Source organism: Natronoarchaeum sp. GCM10025703 (assembly GCF_042661985.1).
Classification (GTDB): Archaea; Halobacteriota; Halobacteria; order Halobacteriales; family Natronoarchaeaceae; genus Natranaeroarchaeum.
The window spans coordinates 1,161,063-1,181,131 of record NZ_JBHSZF010000001.1; the positions used below are offsets into that span (position 1 = coordinate 1,161,063).

General features: G+C 59.4%; 15 protein-coding genes, 1 tRNA gene and 2 pseudogenes. 12 read left to right on the top strand and 6 right to left on the bottom strand.

Translation table 11 applies throughout. From position 1 onward, the window contains the following. The first annotated feature begins 377 nt into the window (after positions 1 to 377). The 8 genes and pseudogenes from ACFQH2_RS06600 (at position 378) to ACFQH2_RS06635 (ending at position 11,139) form a co-directional block, all read left to right on the top strand. Positions 378 to 944 carry a surface glycoprotein gene (locus ACFQH2_RS06600; RefSeq protein ID WP_377076573.1) on the top strand — a complete coding sequence of 189 codons (567 nt, stop codon included), beginning with the start codon at positions 378 to 380 and terminating at the stop codon, positions 942 to 944. Further along, positions 908 to 2,797 (top strand): BGTF surface domain-containing protein, encoded by a 1,890-nt coding sequence (locus tag ACFQH2_RS06605; RefSeq protein WP_377076574.1) that lies wholly within the window; start codon positions 908 to 910, stop codon positions 2,795 to 2,797. The genes ACFQH2_RS06600 and ACFQH2_RS06605 overlap by 37 nt, the downstream gene beginning before the upstream one ends. A 385-nt stretch (positions 2,798 to 3,182) precedes the next feature. Beyond that, positions 3,183 to 7,559: a BGTF surface domain-containing protein gene (locus ACFQH2_RS06610; RefSeq protein WP_377076575.1), complete on the top strand. Its 4,377-nt coding sequence runs from the start codon at positions 3,183 to 3,185 to the stop codon at positions 7,557 to 7,559. A 241-nt stretch (positions 7,560 to 7,800) separates the two neighbouring features. Beyond that, on the top strand, positions 7,801 to 7,992 hold the full coding sequence (locus ACFQH2_RS06615) for a hypothetical protein (RefSeq protein ID WP_377076576.1): 192 nt from the start codon (positions 7,801 to 7,803) through the stop codon (positions 7,990 to 7,992). Then, positions 7,989 to 8,351, top strand: a complete 363-nt coding sequence (locus ACFQH2_RS06620; RefSeq protein WP_377052054.1) for a DUF5615 family PIN-like protein — start codon at positions 7,989 to 7,991, stop codon at positions 8,349 to 8,351. Before ACFQH2_RS06615 ends, ACFQH2_RS06620 begins: the two co-directional genes overlap by 4 nt. A gap of 329 nt (positions 8,352 to 8,680) precedes the next feature. Continuing rightward, positions 8,681 to 10,068 (top strand): annotated as a pseudogene (locus ACFQH2_RS06625) (PQQ-binding-like beta-propeller repeat protein). Positions 10,069 to 10,273: 205 nt separating this feature from the next. Further along, positions 10,274 to 10,665: pseudogene (locus ACFQH2_RS06630) on the top strand (toxin-antitoxin system TumE family protein). Positions 10,666 to 10,689: 24 nt separating this feature from the next. Continuing rightward, positions 10,690 to 11,139 (top strand): hypothetical protein, encoded by a 450-nt coding sequence (locus ACFQH2_RS06635; RefSeq protein ID WP_377052058.1) that lies wholly within the window; start codon positions 10,690 to 10,692, stop codon positions 11,137 to 11,139. A gap of 119 nt (positions 11,140 to 11,258) precedes the next feature. Here ACFQH2_RS06635 and ACFQH2_RS06640 read toward each other — a convergent pair whose 3' ends face one another. The 3 genes from ACFQH2_RS06640 to ACFQH2_RS06650 form a co-directional block, all read right to left on the bottom strand. Further along, the gene (locus tag ACFQH2_RS06640; RefSeq protein ID WP_377052060.1) at positions 11,259 to 12,590 is read right to left on the bottom strand and encodes an aminotransferase class III-fold pyridoxal phosphate-dependent enzyme; all 1,332 of its coding nucleotides are present in this window, start codon (positions 12,588 to 12,590) and stop codon (positions 11,259 to 11,261) included. A 67-nt stretch (positions 12,591 to 12,657) separates the two neighbouring features. Beyond that, positions 12,658 to 13,959 (bottom strand): MgtC/SapB family protein, encoded by a 1,302-nt coding sequence (locus ACFQH2_RS06645; protein WP_377057020.1) that lies wholly within the window; start codon positions 13,957 to 13,959, stop codon positions 12,658 to 12,660. A gap of 50 nt (positions 13,960 to 14,009) precedes the next feature. Beyond that, positions 14,010 to 14,291 carry a PadR family transcriptional regulator gene (locus tag ACFQH2_RS06650; RefSeq protein ID WP_377052062.1) on the bottom strand — a complete coding sequence of 94 codons (282 nt, stop codon included), beginning with the start codon at positions 14,289 to 14,291 and terminating at the stop codon, positions 14,010 to 14,012. A 208-nt stretch (positions 14,292 to 14,499) separates the two neighbouring features. Between ACFQH2_RS06650 and ACFQH2_RS06655 the strand changes: the two genes are divergently transcribed. The 3 genes from ACFQH2_RS06655 (at position 14,500) to ACFQH2_RS06665 (ending at position 15,998) form a co-directional block, all read left to right on the top strand. After that, entirely contained in the window at positions 14,500 to 14,772 is a 273-nt protein-coding gene (locus tag ACFQH2_RS06655; RefSeq protein WP_377052064.1) for an amphi-Trp domain-containing protein, read from the top strand. A gap of 41 nt (positions 14,773 to 14,813) precedes the next feature. After that, positions 14,814 to 15,797: a class I SAM-dependent methyltransferase gene (locus tag ACFQH2_RS06660; protein WP_377052066.1), complete on the top strand. Its 984-nt coding sequence runs from the start codon at positions 14,814 to 14,816 to the stop codon at positions 15,795 to 15,797. Positions 15,798 to 15,923: 126 nt separating this feature from the next. Then, positions 15,924 to 15,998 (top strand) — tRNA-Thr (locus ACFQH2_RS06665). Positions 15,999 to 16,284: 286 nt separating this feature from the next. Here ACFQH2_RS06665 and ACFQH2_RS06670 read toward each other — a convergent pair. Next, positions 16,285 to 17,148, bottom strand: coding sequence for a hypothetical protein (locus ACFQH2_RS06670; RefSeq protein ID WP_377052068.1), 864 nt, complete (start codon positions 17,146 to 17,148; stop codon positions 16,285 to 16,287). A 327-nt stretch (positions 17,149 to 17,475) separates the two neighbouring features. Further along, on the bottom strand, positions 17,476 to 18,612 hold the full coding sequence (locus tag ACFQH2_RS06675) for a nitric oxide synthase oxygenase (protein ID WP_377052070.1): 1,137 nt from the start codon (positions 18,610 to 18,612) through the stop codon (positions 17,476 to 17,478). A gap of 132 nt (positions 18,613 to 18,744) precedes the next feature. Here ACFQH2_RS06675 and ACFQH2_RS06680 point away from each other — a divergent pair, with 132 nt between their 5' ends. After that, on the top strand, positions 18,745 to 18,993 hold the full coding sequence (locus ACFQH2_RS06680) for a hypothetical protein (protein ID WP_377052072.1): 249 nt from the start codon (positions 18,745 to 18,747) through the stop codon (positions 18,991 to 18,993). A gap of 6 nt (positions 18,994 to 18,999) precedes the next feature. Here ACFQH2_RS06680 and ACFQH2_RS06685 read toward each other — a convergent pair whose 3' ends face one another. Continuing rightward, positions 19,000 to 20,040: an NAD(P)-dependent alcohol dehydrogenase gene (locus ACFQH2_RS06685; RefSeq protein WP_377052074.1), complete on the bottom strand. Its 1,041-nt coding sequence runs from the start codon at positions 20,038 to 20,040 to the stop codon at positions 19,000 to 19,002. Positions 20,041 to 20,069 lie beyond the last annotated feature (29 nt).

Below are 20,069 nucleotides of genomic sequence, written 5' to 3' on the forward strand. Positions count from 1 at the left end.
TGTGCCCTCGCGAGGAGTCGACGGCCGACGCCCTCCGCTCGGAGGCCCGGTCGCTTTGTCGAGGACGCCCTCGCGTCGCGGTGAGCCTGCCGATGCCGGTAACCTAGTCTTTCACGGATCGCGTCGGATCGACGTCCCGGCACCGCTATTGTTTAAATAGAGAGTCGGACGAACGTCTGACGGTAAGATTTTCCTAATTAGCCGATATCGGCCGTCTCAGACTATATGGCACGTCTTACCATACCCCGAAACCACCACAAAGCATTTATAATAATGGTTCAACCAATGTAATGTACCCCTACCCATGGTACCAGCAATTAGTATCACGTTATGCGTGAGAAAGCTGCTGTTGCCGACGACAACGAAATACAACACACATGACAAGTAATACAGAATCATATCGTGAGAAGGGACGCGCAGTGTTCCTGGCCGCGATGATGATTATGTCGATTTTCGCCGCAGGTGCTGTCTTTGCGGGCAGCGCAGCAGCGAACGATGTAACAGCAGGCGATGACAGTGGTATAGATAGTCCAGTTTACGTTGGTCAGCAGGTCGCGCTGAATGATGTCAGCGACGACGCTGTTGTCGACCTCCTCAACCGAGATGGGAACTCTGTCAGCTCCCAGCTTGAATCGGACAATTCCGTCGTCTTCCAGACGGATGGTGTTTCCCCAGGCATCTACAAATTCGTAGATGACGGCCTGGCCGAGGACGCACAAGACCCGGACTGGCATCAACAGAACTTCGAGATTGTTGAGCAGGATCTCAGCGCCAGTTTCACAGATTCCACGCTTGAGGAAGACTCTGATGACCTCAGCACTCTGGAAATCGAGTCCGATAACCGTGATCTGCTGACTTCGATGTCGAAATCAGTGTTGACGGCTACGACAGTAGTGCTCTTGATAAGTTGGCTGATGGTACCGCTGGTACGGATTACACCCTGAACGATGAAGACGACTCGATCACTGTCGCTGCCGATTCCGTTCCGGACTTCGACTTCACGGGCGAAGAACTCGGTGAAAACAACGTCACAGTTGATGTTGTTGACACGACGGCCTCCGCCAGTGGCACGCTCGAAGTAGTCGAGCCTGTGGACGCCAACATCGAATTCACCGAACCTGGCTTCGAAAGCGAACTCGGTGACGACGCCGAAGTTTCGTTTGTTGCGGACAACACCAACGAGGTATCCGTTCAGGTCGGTAACGCCGCTGACGTCAACTACGAGGCCATTCTGGACCTCTCCGGATTCAACGACGTTGCTGAGGGCGAAGAGGTAACTCTGACCCTCAACACCGCAGTGAACCCGGACGCTTCAGAGACTGACGGCGAGTACGACGCGTGGTCGGTCGACCACGAGGACGTCTCCATTGATACGGTCACTATCAACAATGGCATCGACACCGCACCGCTCGGTGCCGCCGACTACGAAGTGAGCCTCGGCCTCGACTCGTCCGACAACGGAGGAACGCAGGTCATCGATGATGAGCAGGACACTGCATTCCTGACGCTGACCGAGCGAACGCCGATCGGTCAGGATCTGACCACGTGGACGGCTCCCGACGGTGACGAGAACCTGAACCCAGAAGACTGGGAAGACGCACAGATTTCGACTACCGACAGCATCGCAGCAGGCGATGAGGTCGCAATGAGCTTCGAGGCAACCGGTGTTAACTCGTTCATCGAGACGGGTGATATCGGCGAGCAGGACGACCTCTCCCTCAAACTTGAAGAGCAGGACGACCGTCCGAACGCGGAAGGTCAGTCGCTCTTTACTGAGGACGACACGCTCGACGCTACGATTCTGACCGTCAAGGACGGACAGGTCATCGTCGCTGTTAACAACGCTGATGCGCTGAACGCTGGCTCGACCTACGACGCCACGTTCGCCATCAGCGGTGACAACGCTCTCGTCGGAGACAACGCAGAAGCTGACGACGAAACCTCCGAAGGTAGCTTCTCCGTTGAGGAGCGTACCATCGAATGGGACGACTCCGCTTCGGAAGTCGAAACTACCGCTAATGCGACCGCAACCGGTACGACCAACGTCGCACCCGGTACCGAAGTGACCACGCTCGCTCGAGCGTCCGGTGTCTTCGTCCAGCGACCGTCCACGACGGTTGCTGACGACGGTAGCTTCACGGCAACGCTCAACTTCGAGGGCGAAGAGGCTGACCAGAAGTTCACCCTCACCGCAACTGACACCAACGATGGCGACAACCAGGCCGAAATCACCTCGACCCTCGTTGAGGCAGGCCCCGAGCCTACCGCGACCTTCGAGGTCTCGGAGCTCAACCCTGAGGACGTGACAGTTAACCAGAGCGATCTGATCACTGTTACCGCGAACATCGCGAACACCGGCGACGCTGCAGGCACGCAGGACGTTGCCTTCACGCTCAACGGTGACGCGCTCGCAACTCAGGAAGTCTCCCTCGACGCTGGTGGCAGCACCACCGTCGAATTCGCTGACGTCGACACCTCCGAGCTCGAAGGCGACTACGAGCACGGTGTCGCAACTGACGACGCCAGTCAGACCGCGACTCTGACCGTTAACGTCCCTGACGATACGACGGACGAGAACGGTGAGGAGAACGGTACCGAGAACGGTGAGGAGAACGGTACCGAGAACGGTACCGAGAACGGAACCGAGAACGGTACCGAGAACGGTACCGAGAACGGTGGCGAGAACGGTACCGAGAACGGTGGCGAGGACACCGGTGACTCCCAGCCTGGCTTCGGCCTGATGGTCGCTGTCCTCTCGCTCTTCGGTGCTGCACTGCTCGCCCGCCGACACAACTAAACTCGACTGCAGTAGTTGAGTTCCCCTTTTCCGCATCGCGCGGATTTTTTTGATGCACTGATGAACTAGTGCCGACAGTAGCTTTGGTGTTTCTTGAGTACTTGATCACATATCTAGATCTGGCCTCCACTTTTTGACATAACTACAAAACTTTGTGGAACACTCATCTCATTCTTTGGTATTTGATTCTAAAAACTGTATAAAACTGTTTTAGAGTTCCTACGGCAAAATTTTGTCTGTGAAGAACTATAACACCGTAAATTATTACTAATAGCATTCTGATGTAACGAATGCAATCCCTACCGTGGTAGTAGATATTAATTACCTTCTCGGACTCGTCCGGGGTGAGGATTCTATTGCCACCAACCGACAGGATACTACAGACATGACAAACGACACAAAATCATATCGCGAGACAGGACGTGCGGTGCTTCTGACCACGATCATGGTACTTTCGATGGTTGCTATGACTGCTACCCTTCCGGGTGCAGCGGTAGCCGAGGCAGCCACCGATGCGACTGTACAGTTCGATAATCAAGAACTCGCACAGGATGACTCCATAAATGTGGACGTCGACACGAATGGAGATGCAACAGTTATACTGACTTATAATGATCCCAACGATGGCGATTCTACAAAAGTAGCGGGCATCAATGGGGGTGCGAACAATATCGGTGCATCAGTCAATATCGGTATCGACGAGGGCTATCCTGACGGCCTACATGGTGCATACACTGTACACGTTTTCGACGATAAGACTGCCAGTAGCGCAGGTCTCAGCGTCGGTGACGTAGTTGACGAGACAACGGCCAACGCCGCACTCGACGCTGACACGGCAGTTGTCGTTGCAGAAGGTGACGCAACCGAGGCATCCGTTCTTTTTGAGGGACAGGTCGGTAAGGGCAGCGAGGGCCCAGTTGAGGACATCACCATATCTGACATCGATGTCAATGGAGATGCAACACTACTGCTGGAAACTGACTTTGGTGAGGGAGGCCAGTACATGCGTGGCAGTACCGAAGTTTCTACCGCGGATGATACAGCCACCATCACACGAGAAACAGATGTAGGCGATAATGAGGGCACGTTCACAGTATACGCTGTTCCGACCAGTACTCTCAGTCAAAACTACGAGGACAGTTTGGGTGAAATCTCTACGAGCACCCTGAACAGCGCGATTGCATCAGATGATGCCCCACTGGTTTGGGAAAGTAATCTCAGAAAGGGAGAAGTAAGTCTTCAGTCACAGGGCTCGACCTTTGATGGGACTATCGTTGCGGACGCAGATCTTCCCTCTGGACCCGAAGGTGCCGGATTTTATATAGTGACCGATGAATCCGGCACCATTGTTGATGCTGATCACGGTGTTTCGTCTGCAAGCTCTCAGATTTATGGGACGACCGACGGGGCTGGTGAACATACGTTCTACATCGTTGCGTACGCGGGACAACCCCAGCCGGGAGATGGTATAGTGGGCGCACAAATATCCGACCGACAAAAGAAAGCGGTTATTAGCCAATCTACAGCGACTATATACGGTGCTGATATTTCAGTAGACGATCAAGTTCCGGACGAAAATACCGTCACAGTGGATACATATCTCGACCCCAATGATGAATATGTGGCTGTTATCCATGATGCTGAAAGTGACGAAATCCTCGGCACCAGTGCTCCGACCACGGGCGACAAATCTCCAGAGGTGACTCTTGACGAACCACTTGACGCTGGATTCACCGATGTCTATGCGATGCTTCACTTCGCAGAAGATGACGGGTCTCCTGGAGACGGAATTCAGCGGCTTGAAGCAGGTGAATTGGTTGATGTAACGGATACCGCGACTCTCTCCGAGACCTTTGTCGAGTTCGAGGATCAGGCTATCAACGAAAACAACGAGATCTTCGTGAATACGGCAGGTAGTGGCGCGGCAACTCTCGTGGCCACCTACGAAGATTCAGCAGGAGATCTGATCGTGGCCGGCATCGCAGATGGTGCCAACGAAGAACAGTACGTGAATATCGAACTCGAAGATTTGGGTGGAGCACCGGGTACCCATACCGTTCACGCGATCGATGGGCTGAACGGTGAAGAGATCGGTGATCCAATCAAATCAGAAACTAAAAACAACATTATCACTGCAGATACTGCAACGGCTTATGCAGCGGACGTGAACGTTGAAGATGCTGGCAACGATCAGGTAGACGGTGATATCGTCACTGTCAACTCTAGTAACCTGTCTCCTGCTGATGATTACACTATCGTCATACACGAAGCAACAGATGGTGAACTCCCAGTTCTTGGGTCGTCGCAAACGCTCAGTGGCTCTGCTGAGGATGTAGAAATTGAGATAGAGCCGCTGGCAGAAGATACTGAAGTTGTTGCGACACTCCATTACGACGGAAGTCCGAACGGAGAAATGATCCCCACAGCGGGCACATCTGCTACAGATAATCTGCCTACTGTCGTTTCCGATACGGCAGCAGTATCTCTTAACACCCCTGAAAATGCAATTCCAAAAAAAGCACTTGCAGGGATGACGATCTGGCAAGGCCAAGACCTCCATGTTGGTGTGTTTGATAGCAACCAGCTGGTTTCATTTGAGGAGCGTGCAACAGGGGAGTCCCTCGCTGGAGGTTTGGCAGACGATGACGGAACCGTCTCATTCGATACCTCGGATGCTGAAGGCTTACATCTCTTAGAAGTCGACGACAACGCTGGAACTACGCATGGTCCGGTAGAGATCAAGGTGCAGGAAACCACCTTTGCATTTGACCAGGCGACAATCGAACAAGGTGAATCTGCAGGTCTGAAGTTTGTAGAGGACAACCGGAACGAACGGGTTGATGCTCGGATCCGCGGCGAGCGTGATGGCGAGGCGATTGATGCCGACACGCTCGCGGACATCTTCGACAGCGTCGATCAGAACGATGACGAGAACACGGTGACGGTTGCCGACCTTGCTGTCGGCGACTCTATCGACGCCGAAATTGCCAACGATGCGGATCTTGGCCAGTACAATTTCACAGTCGCAGTCGCGGACACAACCGCCTCCGACAGTGTGACTGTCGACGTCGTCGAGCCACGCGAAACGAATGTAAGCTTCGCCGAGAACCAGTACGAGGTTCAGAACGGCAACATCGCTCACATCAGTGTCAATGTCGACAACTACGACGACGACAACCTCTACGTTGTAGTGGGCAACGAAGAAGACGTGGCCTACGAGGAAGTCATCGAAGTGAGCAATCTCGGAGAGCACAACGAGGACGAAGAGCTAGTCCTCACCTACAACACGTACTACCAGACCTGGGGCGTCGAGGACAGTGATGCCAAAGCCGACGCGTTCTACACCGTCTCTGGACTGTCCGACGAGATGCTCGACCCCGCCGACTACGAACTGAGGATCGCTAAGGACTACGATACTACAGAAGAAGCGCTCATCGACGAACTCGACACGACGTTTATGATGCTCAGCGAGCATCAGCCGATCTCTCAAGCGCCCGCAACGATGCTGACGGCTCCGGCTGAAACCATCGAGGACGCTGAGGATCTCGAAGATGCGACCCTCACCGAAACCGATACGATCGCTGCGGACGACGAGATGCTGATCAAAGTCGAAGCCGAGAGCGTCTATGGCTTCGCTTTCGAGGGAGACAGCGTCGAAACCTTCGGTCAAGGCCCGGGTGTCGTTGACGACATGCTGGTCAAGGTTGATAACCTCGAAAACGAGATCAATGTCGACGACGCTGGGGACTACGGAACGTGGCAGGATGACTTCAGAGCCACTGTCGTCAAAGCAGATCAGGACGACGAAGAGCTAATTATCCTGATCGAAACTGACCTCCTCAAAATGAACAAGGAGTATCAGGCATTCGTGGAGATGTCTGAAGCCAGTCCGCTCTATGACGATTACCAGGACACGACCGGTGCGTTCACCATCGAAGAGCGTACCCTTGGGTGGAGCGACGAGGCCAGCGAAGCACCGACTACCGCGAACGCCGAACTGAACGGCACGACGAACGTCGCGGCAGGCACCGAGGTCGAGACCCTTGCCCGCAAGGCCGGTGTCTTCGTCACCACCCAGACCGTCGAAGTCACGGATGATGGAACGTTCACCACCGCCTGGGACTTCAGCGAACAGAACGCTGACCAGGAGTTCACGCTCCGTGCAACCGAAGCGTTCGATTCGGACAATCAGGACCAGATCACCTCGACATTCGTCGAGGCTGAGCAAGAAGAGTCCGAACTGTCCGTCGACTTCGGCCAGGACACCTACGAAATCGATCAGGGTGATGCAGTCGATATCGACGTCACCGCCGTCGCAGGCGCTGACGGACTCGATGCCGACAACGTCACGCTCTCGCTCAACGGCGAGGAACTCGCCAGCGACGCTCTGACCGCCGATGCCGGTGCAAGTGACGGGGTCACCTTCACGCTCGACACCAACGCGGAGGACTTCCCCGAAGGCGACCACGATCTCGAAGTCGGCCTTCTCGACGCCTCCGGTGAGGCAACCCTGACCATCGTCGTCGAAGACGAGAACGGTGAGGAGAACGGCGCCGAGAACGGTGACGAAGAGAATGGCGATGAAGAAAACGGTGACGAGGAGAACGGAATGGAGAATGGCGATGAAGAGAACGGAACGGAGAACGGCGACGAAGAGAACGGCAACGAGGAACCCAACAGTGACTCCCAGCCCGGCTTCGGCCTGATGGTCGCTGTCCTCTCGCTGCTCGGTGCCGCACTGCTCGCCCGCCGACACAACTAAACTCGACTGCCGTAGTTGAGTTCCCTTTTCCGCACCGTGCGGATTTTCTTTTGCGTGCTACACCGGAGAGCGGTAGCACCGCCGAACTCCCAGTCGATACGGTCTGCCGTAGCCGTTAGCACACAAATGTATTAGTAGAGCCGCACGTACGATTGGATATGACGATCACCCAAGACGAAGGGGTTCTGGGGGTGAGCCACGGATCGAGGGGACTCGAATTGCGGTTCGACAGGTCGCCGACATGGTGATCGACGGCGATCAGTCACCACCGCACGTGGCGGATCAACTCGACGTGGCGCTTGCTGCGGTGTACGAAGCACTCTCGTACTACTATGCACATCCCGACACGATGCGGGAGCTTGCGCGGGAGAACGCCGACGCGTTCGAGCGTGTTCGCGAAGCCGCACTGAAGCCGAAAGAGCCGGTATCGTGACTGTACAGTTTTTGCTTGACGAGCACGTCGGACGCGTTTTCGAGCGTGTGCTCCGGGAGCGTGGCTATGCTGTTTTGCAGGCAAAAGACCAGTTTGGAGAACGGACGACCGACGAATCGCTTGTTCGATGGTGTGAGAATAACGATACGATTCTCATTTCCAACAACGCGAAAGATTTTGAGCAGCTACACAGGGAACTCGACCACGCTGGTATATTCTTGTATTACGATCAGGAGTTGCCGGATACTGATCCGGAAGGACTCGCACGTACCATCGAGTCGATTCTTGAACAGTACGGTACAACCGAGATCGAAAACCAGCTCGTCGATCTTGGAGAATGGTACCAATGGATCCATTGAGTCCGCATGACCCGATCGTCCTCGACGAAGTGACGGTCGCCCGACTCGAAGTGCTTCGATCGGAGATCTAAAAGGAGACTGGGACCACGGTACGACGGGAGAATCTCCTCGCTCGTCTCGTCGAAAACGCGTACGACTCGCAGGACGAGGTCGTAGACATGTTCCGTGAATCCACAGTGCCGCTCTCGGAATCGGAGAAGGAGACGATGCGCTGCGGTCGCTTCGCCTCGGGAACCGACACCGACGAAGACGATATTGACGACGAACTGTATCGCTGACCTACCGTCCGACCGTGACGTTTTTCTGGGTACCACCTGTCCCCAGCAATAATGGATTCCTCCAGTGACCAACGCGCGGATGGCCACACGCGCCGCCGACTCCTGCAGGCGGCGGGCGTGACGGCGACGGCGGGCATCGCCGGCTGTGCGGAGTTCGGCGGCGAGCCGAATCCCGAGGCCGAGATCGATTGTGACCCCGTCGAGCCCGCGGCGGACGTCTCCGAGTACGCCACGCATCCCAACGACGACGTCTCGATGTTCGGCCGGGGACTGCGACGGCTGAACTACTACCCCGACGAGAGCATCCCCGAGGCCGTCGAGGTCAACTGGGCGACGCAGAAGAACTTCGTGGGGCATACAGCCGCCAAGTCGAGCCCCGTCCCGACGCGAGAGGGCGACACCATCGTCATCGCGGGCGATAGCGGGCGTGTCGAGGCCTACTGTCCCGACGGCCAGAAGAAGTGGAGCACGCAGACGAGCGCGACCAAACTCGGCTTTCACGGCTCGCCGGCCATCGTCGACGATACGGCGTATATCGGTGGCTACGACGGCGACCTCTACGCGCTGGATATGGACAGCGGCGAAATCGTCTGGCACACGACCTCTCGTGATTTCGAGGGGACGCTCGCAATCGGTTCTGCCCGGCGTACTACGAGGGGTCGCTGTACCTGATCGCGGAGTACGGTAGTCCGTCGACGGGCGCGCTCTGGGAGGTCGACCCCGAGACGGGCGAACCGCTGTGGAGCGACCGGCGCATCTGGGGCCAGCCCCACCCCTCGCCGACGATCGATCTCGATCTCGGGCTGATCATGGCTGGCTCGAACGACGGCGTCGTCTACTGCTGGAACTTTCCCTCGCTGGACTTTCGCTGGGAGTTCCAGGCCGAGGCCAACGGCGAGGAGCGCGAGGGCGGCGCATTTCGCTCCGGCGCGGAGATCAAAGGTACCGTCGCGGCACACGACGGCCGGGGCTACGTGGGATCATGGGATCAGCAGCTCTACTGTCTCGATCTGGAAGAGGGCACGGAGGAGTGGTCGGTCGATACCGGTGGCTCGAACATGTCCAACCCCGCACTTGATCCCGACGAGGGCGTCGTCTACACGGGGAGCGATAGCGGGATCGTCCGGGCGCTGGACACCGTCACAGGCGACGAACTGTGGAGCGCCGACGTGAACGGCCGGGTCGTCGGCGCACTCAGCGCGACGGCGGGCAAACTGCTCGTCGGATCCTACGACTCCCACGTCTACGCGCTCGACCGCGAGACCGGCGAGCGGTGCTGGCGGGTTCCCAACCGGGGCCGGGTCACCAGCGCGCCGGTACCGGTCGACGGCCGGGTGTACTACGCCGAACGCGCCGTCTTCTCGAACTACTACGACGACGACGAGGAGACCGTCCTCGAAGAGCCGGGCCACGCATACTGTCTGCGCGAAGCGCAGTAAGCCGCGTAAGGGGACGTGATGGTCGTGGAATACTCTGTTCGCCGCGCCAAATAAAGTGGGAGAGAGGAACGGCCGAATGGCTGGAGTACGACGTTGTGGAATGGAGTGGCATCGAAGAAAAGCACGAGTGCTGAGAGTGTGATCACTGCTATTGTTCTTCCGACCAATAGTCTTATTGTATTGGTCTGTGTACCAATTAACGAGGATGGCCTCACTGACCGACGACGACCTCGATGGTGTGAGCGAGGGCCGGAAGTACCCCGACGGGACCGTTGTCCGCGTGTTTTGCATGCGGACAGACCGTGACGCGTATCCGTCTGGATGGGCCTACAGGCTCCACTATGGTACGACGGAGCCGAACCCACCCCGCACACTTGACGATGGGACGATTCGTCGACATCTCGAAAATCGGAGATTTTCGACGACTCGTCGAAACGGCTGCCGTTTCGAGACGATAACTCGCACGAAGACACCAAAGGCCACGAACTGCACGTCGCACCGGAGCCCGACCCAGACATAATCGAGTTCCCCGGGATGGTCGAACTCTGGGAACGATTCTGGAGCGAGATCCCGAAATCCGAGTTCGAGGTCAAGTGAGACCATTACACCACGGTGATACCCATGAACGACAATACGCCGCCGCTGCACCCGATGGAGCGCGAACAGCTTCGGGCCGAATCAACACTCGTCGTGACTGTGAAGTCGTCCAGTGAGTACCACGACGACGTCATCGACGGCATCAAGGCGCTTGAACGGGGCGACGCGGTGGATTCCACACCGACGCTCTCGTTCACCAGCTACGACGATCTCATGGAGACGCTGACGCCGCGCGTCCTCGATCTCATTGAAGCCATCCGTCGCGAAGCGCCATCCAGCATCAACGAGACCGCACGAGTTGTTGACCGGGATGTAAAGAACGTCCACGAGGAACTCAGTCGGCTCGCCCAGCTGGGCATCATCTTCTTCGAGGAACACGGTCAGAGTAAGCGCCCGGTCGTCTGGTTCGACGAACTCGTCATTAACCTCCCATTCGATCCAGAGGCTGACGACACAGCAACCGCCGCACCGTAAGATGCTACGAGCTTTTCACCGTCTCAAATCCCGGTACTGTGCAGCGTGAGGCAAGGGGTTTCACAGTCCATTATATGATGCAAGTTAATACATCAACGACTGCTCTTCTTCCGACGTGATCAGGCCACTTCCTGGACCGACTCGGCCAGCAACTCCACGCCCATCTGGATCTCTCGCTCGGTGACGTCGAGCGGGGGCAGCAATCGCAGCGTCTTGTAGCCACAGCCAAGCGTCAGCAGGCCCCGGGAGAGCGCCGCCCGCATGGCGGCCTCGCGCCGGTCCTTCGTGTCGAACTCGATGGCGAGCATCAGCCCGCGCCCGCGAATGTCCTCGACGCCGGGGAGGTAGGCGTCCGAGAGCAGTTCTTTGCACTGTTGGCCCCGCCGGGTCGCGTTCTCCATCAGGTCGTACTCGTGGATGGCGTCGATGGTCGCGACGCCCTGGAGCGCCGAGAGGAAATCGCCTGCGCCCCACGTCGAGGAGAGACGGCCGGTCTCGTCGGGGAAGACCTCCGAGCGGCCGACCGTCGCGCCCACGCGCAGGCCTTTCGCGCTGCTGATGACGTCCGGTTCGAGCGTGGTGTGCTCGATGGCCCAGAACTCGCCCGTTCGTCCGAGGCCGGACTGGATCTCGTCGGCGATCACGTTGATGCCGTAGCGCTCGCGGATCTCGGCGATGTCGTCGAGAAATCGATCGGAGGGGATGCGATAGCCGCCCTCCCCCTGGATCGGTTCGAGAATGACGTATGCGACCTCCTCTGGGTCGACGACGCCCCGTTCGGGATGGAGTTTGTCGCCCAGTGCGTTCCCGGCCGGGCCGTCCGTCTCCCACCCGCAGGCACACTCGCCGTCGCAGGTGCAGTAGGGGACGCTGATCACGCCGGGAATCTCGGGAAAGCCCTTGCGGTGGGTCGCTTTCGAGCGATTGAGCGAGAGCGCCCCCAGAGTGCGGCCGTGGAACGCGCCGTCGAAGGTGACGCCGCGATGGCCGCGGTCGGCATAACAGATCTTGATGGCGTTCTCGACGGCCTCGGCGCCGGTGTTCGAGAGGAAGACCTGATCGAGTCCGAGCGACTCCGAGGCCGAAACGATCCGCTCCATGAGCTGGGTCGGCCCGGGGAACTCGGGATCCTCGGGCGGCCAGCCGCCGCTTCCGTAGAAGTCCTGGCCGGCGAACTTCGTGGGTTCGGGCAGATCGAACCCATCCAGCGCGTCGGTCACCTTGGGGTTGTTGTAGCCCAGCGGCGAGGCGGCGACGTGGCTGGTGAAATCCAGCAGGACGTTGCCGTCGATGTCCGTACAGAACGGGCCGACCGACTCGCGTGTGACGTCCCAGACGAACTCGTAGACGTAGGTGCTCGGTGCGGCGAACTCGTGGTGATAGCGGACCCACTCTTCGGCTCGCTCGCCCGGTACGTCATCGACCACTGGCTCGGCGGTCTCTCTGTCCATAACTAGCGTGTAGGCTCCTGCTACGTTAAAGTATTCGCGGGGCGAGACGTTGCCGGGTGAGTCGTACTCAGACGAGGACGACGGCGGCAGTCGCGACGCCCGCAGTCACCAGCAGCGCGCCGCTCCACGCCGCGACCTGGAGGGCGAAGTTGCGGTTGGGGCCGACGGCGGTGAGGCCAACTTTCACCAGCACGCTCGCGGCCGTCGCGAGCAGGATCGCGACGACGGCCGTCTGGTCGCCGATCTCGCCGACGCGGTAGAGCAATACGGCAGAAGCCGTTGCGCCCGCGCTGGAGACGAGGCCGGTCGCCACTGCGGTGGCGTAAAAGCCCAGTTGCCCGAGTTCGACTTCCGCGACCGCCCCCGCAAGGAGGATAAGGGTAAACACCGCACCGAAGGCGAGCGCGTTCCGGAGCGAGAAGGGGCTATCGAGTTCCAGTTCGACCTCGCCGGACCAGTCGGCGACGTACAGCGCGATCAGCAGGGAGCCGATCACGATGGCCCCGAGCGGGACGATAGCGCCGTAGAGAAGGCCGCCGTCGATGGTGAACACGATAGCGATCCCCAGGTTGCGCAACGCCATGGCCGCGTTCGCGAGCAACACGGCCGTCAGCGCGTAGGCGGCGGCGTCAGGGCGCTGGTTCACGTGGTCGATCATCGTCCCGACGACCGCGGCGGAGGAGGCGAGGCCGCCGAAGAAGCCGGTCACCGCGATGCCGCGCCCGCCGTAGCTCTCGACGACGGCGTAGTTGATGATCCCGATGGCGGCGACGAGCACGACCATCAGCCATGCGACGCGGGGTTCGAACGCCACCGTGGTCCTGGCGAGATCGATATCGATCGGAGCGGCGGGCAAGAGCGGGTAGATCACGAACGCGAGGATGGCAAACTCCGACGCAGAGCGGAGCTCTTCCCGGGAGAGACCCCACGCGATGTCGTGCAGTTCGCGTTTCAGGACGAGCAGTAGCGAGGAGAGCACAGCGACGGTAACGCCCTCGATCAGAAAGCCCGACGCGACGAGCGCACCGACGCCGTAGGCGACGAGCATCGAGACGGAGGTAGTCAGGCTCAGCCCCTCCCCCTCGTCTTCGACCAACCCCTCGACGGCAAGTAAGATGCCCTGAGTGATCACGAGTACGCCGCCGACGACGAGCAGGGCGACCTGATCGAGCACGACGAAGACGGCCCCGAGCAGGCTGATCAGCGAGTACGTCCGAATCCCGGCCGTTTTGTGGGACCACTCACGCTCGAGACCGAGAAAGAGACCGAGCGCGGCGGCGAGCGCGATTCGGAAAACGGAGCTATCGAGCGGCGTCGCCTGTGCCACCTGTGGCTCTCCGACAGCGACAGCGTCGCCGAGCGACAGCACGACTTCGAGCACCCATCGGGCTACACGTCACAACCTCTTAAACGGCCCCCTCAGTCCGATTCCTCGGTGTAACTGGCCTCCCACTCATCGCGGGCTTCGATCTCTCGCTGGCCGCGGCGGGTGATCGTGTACGTGTTGGTGCGCCGGTCACGCTTGCCTTTTTCGACGAGGCCCTTGTCGACGAGTGTATCGAGGTTGGGGTAGAGTCGGCCGTGGTGGATCTCCGACTCGTAGTAGTTCTCTAGCTCGTCCTTGATGGCGAGTCCGTGTGGCTCGTCCTTCCCGGCGATGACGTACAGCAGATCACGTTGAAATCCTGTTAGATCGTACATCGTATAACGATTCAAGGGTAAACGTTAGTTGAAAATAAGTGTGTCGTCTCCCCCGCATATCTGGCGAACAGTGCAGAGACGATGCTGAATCCCTGTCTCGGTGCGATTCTCTGATCTATTTCGGTTAAATTACTTACAATTTGAAACGTTTGTGAATCGGTCTCTTTCCGGCCAGACAGTTATATCGGCGCGGCGCGTAGTGGTGGGTATGACTGAAGAAGTCATTTTCGAGACCGAGCGTACCCAGAGCCGTGCCGACATCGCCGAGACGTTCCGTGCCGTCGCGGACAAACTCGACGCTGGCGAGTCGATCACTCTCTCCGCGGGCGACCAGTCCGTCGACCTCGACGTGCCCGCCGATCCGACCTTCGAAATCAAGGCCGAACGGGAGATCGAGGGCGGGACCGAGGAGCTAAGCGTCGAGTTCGAACTGGAGTGGAAACCCGGCGAGAGCGACGACGGCCCAGTCAGCATCGAGTAGGAAGCGTCAGCGTTACTTCCGGGGCGCGTCGACGGTAGGGCATGGACGCCCACTGCGTGCGTGTCGACCGCGAGCGCGGCGAGGAGGCACGGCGCGCGCTTGCCGAGGCCGATCTGGTCGCCGAAGATGTCGAAATCGTCGCCGACGACGGCGAGATCTACATTCCGGTCGTCGACCCCGAGTCGGTCCCCGACGAGTACGACCTCGTCGTTCGCGACCTCCCCGAGCGCTCGCTCCCGGAGATGCCCGCGGACATCCTGGGCTACGACCCCAGCTACGAACGCCTCGGTGACGTCGTGATCCTCGACGAGGACGACCCAGAGCGGGCCCACGAGATCGCCGCGGCCGTCGACGAGTCAGCCCTGCCCGTCGAGACGGTGCTCGACCGCGCCTCGAAGATCAAGGGCGAACAGCGCATCCGTGATTGGACGGTCCTGCTCGGCGAGAGCACGGAGACGGTCCACCGCGAGTACGGCTGTGAGTTCGCGCTCGACCTCGACGAGGTCTACTTCTCGCCGCGACTCGCGACCGAGCGCCACCGCGTCGTCGAGCAGATCGACCCCGACGAGCACGTTTTCGACATGTTCGCCGGCGTCGGGCCCTTCGCCATCCCCGCGGCGGCCCGCGGCGCGACGGTCGTCGGCACGGATATCAACGAGCAGGCGATCGAGTACTTCCGCGAGAACGCCCGCCGAAACGGCGTCAACGAGCAGATAACGGCGATTGCGGGGGACGTCCGAGAGGTCGCCACCGAGTACGCGAACTGGGCCGACCGCATCGTGATGAACCTCCCGCACAGCGCCGACGAGTTCGTAGACACTGCCGTCGAGATCGCGGGCGACGACTGTGTGCTCCACTACTACGACATCCAGCACGAGGACGACCCCTACGGCCCCGGCGAGCGGGCGATCCGCGAGGCCGCCGAACCCACCTACGACGTGACCGTTGAGACGGCGCACACGGTGCGATCCTACGCTCCCCACGAACTCAACGTCTGTCTCGACGTCCGGCTCTCACGCAGGTAATTCGCAACCCTTATTGGGGTTTTGCGTCGTACAGTTGAGTGAGTGCGAGCGTAGCGGTGTAGCGCTGGCCCGTAGCGTGTCGGGGTCCTGCAGCGCGAAGCGAAGCAGAGCTCGGACACGCAGTGTGCCGGTGTAGCTCAGACTGGCTAGAGCGAATCCTTCGTAAGGATTAGGCCGGGGGTTCAAATCCCCCCACCGGCTTGCTTTTGCGAGGAACGGACGTGACGAGCTATGCAAATAGTGGGATTTGAACTACGGGACGAAGGAGCGGAGCGACTGACGTTCAGGAGGTTCACAATCTCCCCCACCGGCTTGCTTTTGCGAGGAACGGACGTGAGGAACAGGAGAGCAATTTGAGGATTTGAATCAGACCACGAACGAGCGCAGCGAGTGACGTGGGCGTGGTTCACAATCTCCCCACCGGCTCTTTTGTAAAAACCTACTAAGCAGTACTAACTCCACCGACCTTTCCAGCGATATCGACCCTCTATTCGCTGTCGGGGTCGACCGTCTGAAACGCCTTCGCGACGTCCTCTCTCCATTGGCGCGCGTTCTTGAGTTCGCCCTCGATTGCCGTCAAGTTCCGTCTGAGTGTCTCTCTGGTCTCGTCGACGGCTCCCTCGAGGGTATCAAGGTCGGCATCGCGGCGCTGTCCGTCCTGCTTGACTGCCTCGATATCGGTTTCGAGTCTGTCGATGCGTTCGACCTGCGTTTCGATCTCGTCGTGAACCGCCGCGAGTTCCTCGTTGAGTGCTTCGACCTCGTCCAGCAGGTCGGTATCGGTGTCGAAGAGGTCTTCCATCGCCTGGATGTACGCTTCGAGATCGAGAAACCGGGACTTGAGATGGGTGAACTGGACTTCCATCCGTCGCCTGTCCTGAATACCCAATGCCTCCCGGAGTTCGGACCGCTTGCCGTCGGTCACGGCTCCGTTTTCGAGCGCGTCGATCAGTTCGTCGACGGGTGTGGACTCGGCCTTGGCCTCCCGCTCCTCCGCATCGCCATCGGTGACCGTGATGCGTTGCTCGTCGTCTCGCTGGTGGTCCGTCGTGCTGTCGGCGCCCCCTGTCCCCTCGTCGGCAGCGGCGTCTCCTCCGTCGGAGGTGTCCCCTTCACTTAGAAGTTCGTCGAGGCTGACGCTGTCTTCTTCCATCTCTAGCTCGCCGTACTGGTCCAGGAACTCCAGATAGCTCGGATCCTCGACGAGGCCGTCGGCGCTCATCTCGTCCACCTCGTCCTGCAGTTCCCCGAACTGCTCGGTATCCGGGGCGCCCTCCCGAGTTGCCCCGCGTATGAACTCGTCGATGTCGTTTTCGGACTCGCCCGTGTGATTGTTGTCTTTATGTTCCATCGGTCTCCCCTAAACTGGTTTTGCTCCGTATCCCAGTCCCCCGCAAACCTGTTTCGCTCCGTGCCCCATCGGTCTCCCCCAAACTGGTTGCTCCGTATCCCAGTTGCCCCCAACTAGTTACTGAGAATACATATCTAAAAGCGTTTGGATAGCTACAATTGTTTTCACTTTTGTAGCGTAGAACTCTGCCCTGTTGAAATAATACTACACAGATATTCAGTATTTCAGGAACGCGAATCTGGCTGTGGTCCGAAACCGCCCGATCTGTCCGTCAGCGAGTCACGCGTAGACACCCGGAACTCGTCACCGACCACTCGAAGCCGTTCTTCACCTGCCGATCGACGAGCGGCGCTCGCTCACCGGTTCCGGATCGTCCTGGTAGAAGAAGTTCGGTCGCTCGACGCTGTTGTCGTACTGGTTCTCGAAGACGTGCGTCGTCGCCGAACTCATCGGTGGGAGCAGCCAGTCACGATCACCCGTGACGTCGCGGCCTGCTTCGTCCTCGTTGCGCTCGAACTGCTGGAACTGCTCGGTGACCGTGTGGTGATCGACGATCTGGACGCCCGCCTCGTCGAAGGAGTGTAACACCGCCCGATTCAACACGAGCAGGGCCTCGTCCTTCCAGAGGGTCCGATCCCGACTCGTATCGAGACCGAGATGTTCGGCGACGGTAGGCAACATATCGTAGCGGTCCTCGTCCGCGAGGTTCCGCGAGCCGATCTCGGTGGAGACGTACCAGCCGCTGAAGGGCGCGGCGGTGTACTGGATGCCGCCGATCTCCATGCGCATGTTCGAGACGACGGGGACGTCGTACCAGTAGAGACCGAGCTCTTCGAACCAGTCGTACTCGGGATGACTGAGCGGGACTTCGCCGATTGCGGAGTCCGGTAGCTCGAAGATCTCGGGCTCCTCGTCGCGGATCTGGACGACGTGGGGCAGGATATCGAAGGCCGTCCTCTCGCCCTCCCAGCCCCGGGACTGGCAGTACTCCGTCAACTCGACCTCGTCGGGGTCGCCGACGATGCCGTCGTCGGTCCGATAGCCCGCGTACCGCAGCAGTTCGTAGTTCCAGAGTCGGACCTGCTGTTCGCCGTCGATCATCGGCTTGAAGACGGTGAGCAGCGGGACGATATCGCCGCCGTTCCGGGCGTGTTCGAGGTGGTTACAGCAGGCCTCGTGGACCTCGCGAGCGGTCTCGCAGTCACGGGCGTCGGCGACGTTGAGGGCTTGCCAGAACAGCCGTCCGATGCACCGATTGCTGTTGCGCCACGCCATCTTCGCGCCGTGTTCGAGTTCCTCGCTGGTGTGGTCGTAGTGCCCCCGTCGCGCGATTTCGTCTTCGATCTCGTCAAGTCTGTCGTCGATAGCATCCTCCTTCCCGAGTTCCGTGTAACACTGCTCGATGAACTCGTAGGCCTCCTCAAACAGTTCCACCCGATCGTACTCGGGCAGTGACTCGTGCATAGCGGGCGTTGGGAGTTCGCGATAATACGTGTAACGACAGCGAATGACGAACATCCACGGACTCGAACACACGGCCACCGGTCGCACCGACGTGTTTTTGTTCGGTCCGACCAACGGGCAGTCAGTGATTCGATGAGTGGATCCGGTCCGGGCGTCGTCGGTAAACTGCGAACTCTGAACGAGTCGGGACGCCTGTACGTGCTCGTGGGCACTGTCACCGCGATCCTCTCGTGGGTCGTCATGCCGCTGCTGGGGCTGATCGCAGGCTTCTGTGGGATCGAACTCTACCGGAAAAAGGGGTTACCGCTCTCGGGAATCGTCATCGGCGGAATCGGTATCGCCGCCGTCCTGACGTGGTTCGTAATTCTGGCGATCTACTGACCGGCGTCAGGGCGTGATCACCGCTCGCCCCTCGATCTCGCGGTTTTCGAGCATCTCGGCGACGGTGTTGATCTCGTCGAGATCGAACTGTGTGGTGTGGAGGTCGACGTCGCCGCGCTCGACGAGCGAGACGAGTTCCTGTAGCTCCGTGTACTTGCCGACGATATTGCCCTGGTAGGCGAACTCGCCGTTGACCAGGGCCTGTGCCGGTTCGTGGATGTGGCCGCCGTAGCCGATGATGTGGTGGTCGCCGCCGGCCGCACAGATGTCCGGAGCCAGCGCCGTCGTCGAGTCCGCACCGACGAAGTCGAGCACCTGCGCCGCGCCGCTCCCGTCGGTGAGGCCCTCGATTTCGTCCGGAATATCCTGGCTCTCCGGGTCGAGCGTGTAGTGGGCGCCGAGGTCGCTCGCGAGGTCTCTGGCTTCCTCTTTGATGTCGACGGCGACGATGTCCGTTGCGCTCATGGCGTCGATACACTGGAGGCCGATGTGGCCGAGACCACCGATACCGATGACGACTGTCGTATCGCCGGGATTGAGCTCTCGGACGGCCTTCTTTGCGGCGTGATACGCCGTGATCCCCGCGTCGGCGTGAGGCGCGATATCGGCCGGATCGACGCCGTCAGGTAGCGGAATGACTGCTCGCTCGTTCGTGAGCAGGATATCGGCGAAGCCGCCGTCGGTCGTCAGCCCGGAGAACTGGTCGTTCTCGCAGTACATCGTCTCGCCCATCCGGCAGGCCCGACAGGTGCCACAGGTCCGGACCGGATGGCAGATCACCTGATCGCCCTCGGAGACGATCTCTACTTCGTCGGCGACCTCGACGACGGTCCCCGCGTTCTCGTGGCCGAGCGTCATCGGCAGGGGCTGTGGGACGTACTCCTCCCACATCCCCTCGATGATGTGGTTGTCAGTCTGGCACCAGCCCGCGCCCTCGACGTCGACGAGGACGTGATCGCTGGCCGATAGCTGTGGCTGATCGATCTCGTCGAGTGAGAGGCCGTTCGACATGTCGTGGGTGTACTCGTGGAGTCTAGCTGCCTGCATAGCTGTGGGTTCATCATGAACGATCATAA

Coding starts and splice junctions, on each gene's coding strand:
- ACFQH2_RS06660 (WP_377052066.1), top strand. CDS start 14,814: ATGGACGCCCACTGCGTGCGTGTCGACCGCGAGCGCGGCGAGGAGGCA.
- ACFQH2_RS06610 (WP_377076575.1), top strand. CDS start 3,183: ATGACAAACGACACAAAATCATATCGCGAGACAGGACGTGCGGTGCTT.
- ACFQH2_RS06635 (WP_377052058.1), top strand. CDS start 10,690: ATGAACGACAATACGCCGCCGCTGCACCCGATGGAGCGCGAACAGCTT.
- ACFQH2_RS06600 (WP_377076573.1), top strand. CDS start 378: ATGACAAGTAATACAGAATCATATCGTGAGAAGGGACGCGCAGTGTTC.
- ACFQH2_RS06680 (WP_377052072.1), top strand. CDS start 18,745: ATGAGTGGATCCGGTCCGGGCGTCGTCGGTAAACTGCGAACTCTGAAC.
- ACFQH2_RS06615 (WP_377076576.1), top strand. CDS start 7,801: ATGGTGATCGACGGCGATCAGTCACCACCGCACGTGGCGGATCAACTC.
- ACFQH2_RS06640 (WP_377052060.1), bottom strand. CDS start 12,590: ATGGACAGAGAGACCGCCGAGCCAGTGGTCGATGACGTACCGGGCGAG.
- ACFQH2_RS06655 (WP_377052064.1), top strand. CDS start 14,500: ATGACTGAAGAAGTCATTTTCGAGACCGAGCGTACCCAGAGCCGTGCC.
- ACFQH2_RS06675 (WP_377052070.1), bottom strand. CDS start 18,612: ATGCACGAGTCACTGCCCGAGTACGATCGGGTGGAACTGTTTGAGGAG.
- ACFQH2_RS06650 (WP_377052062.1), bottom strand. CDS start 14,291: ATGTACGATCTAACAGGATTTCAACGTGATCTGCTGTACGTCATCGCC.
- ACFQH2_RS06685 (WP_377052074.1), bottom strand. CDS start 20,040: ATGCAGGCAGCTAGACTCCACGAGTACACCCACGACATGTCGAACGGC.
- ACFQH2_RS06670 (WP_377052068.1), bottom strand. CDS start 17,148: ATGGAACATAAAGACAACAATCACACGGGCGAGTCCGAAAACGACATC.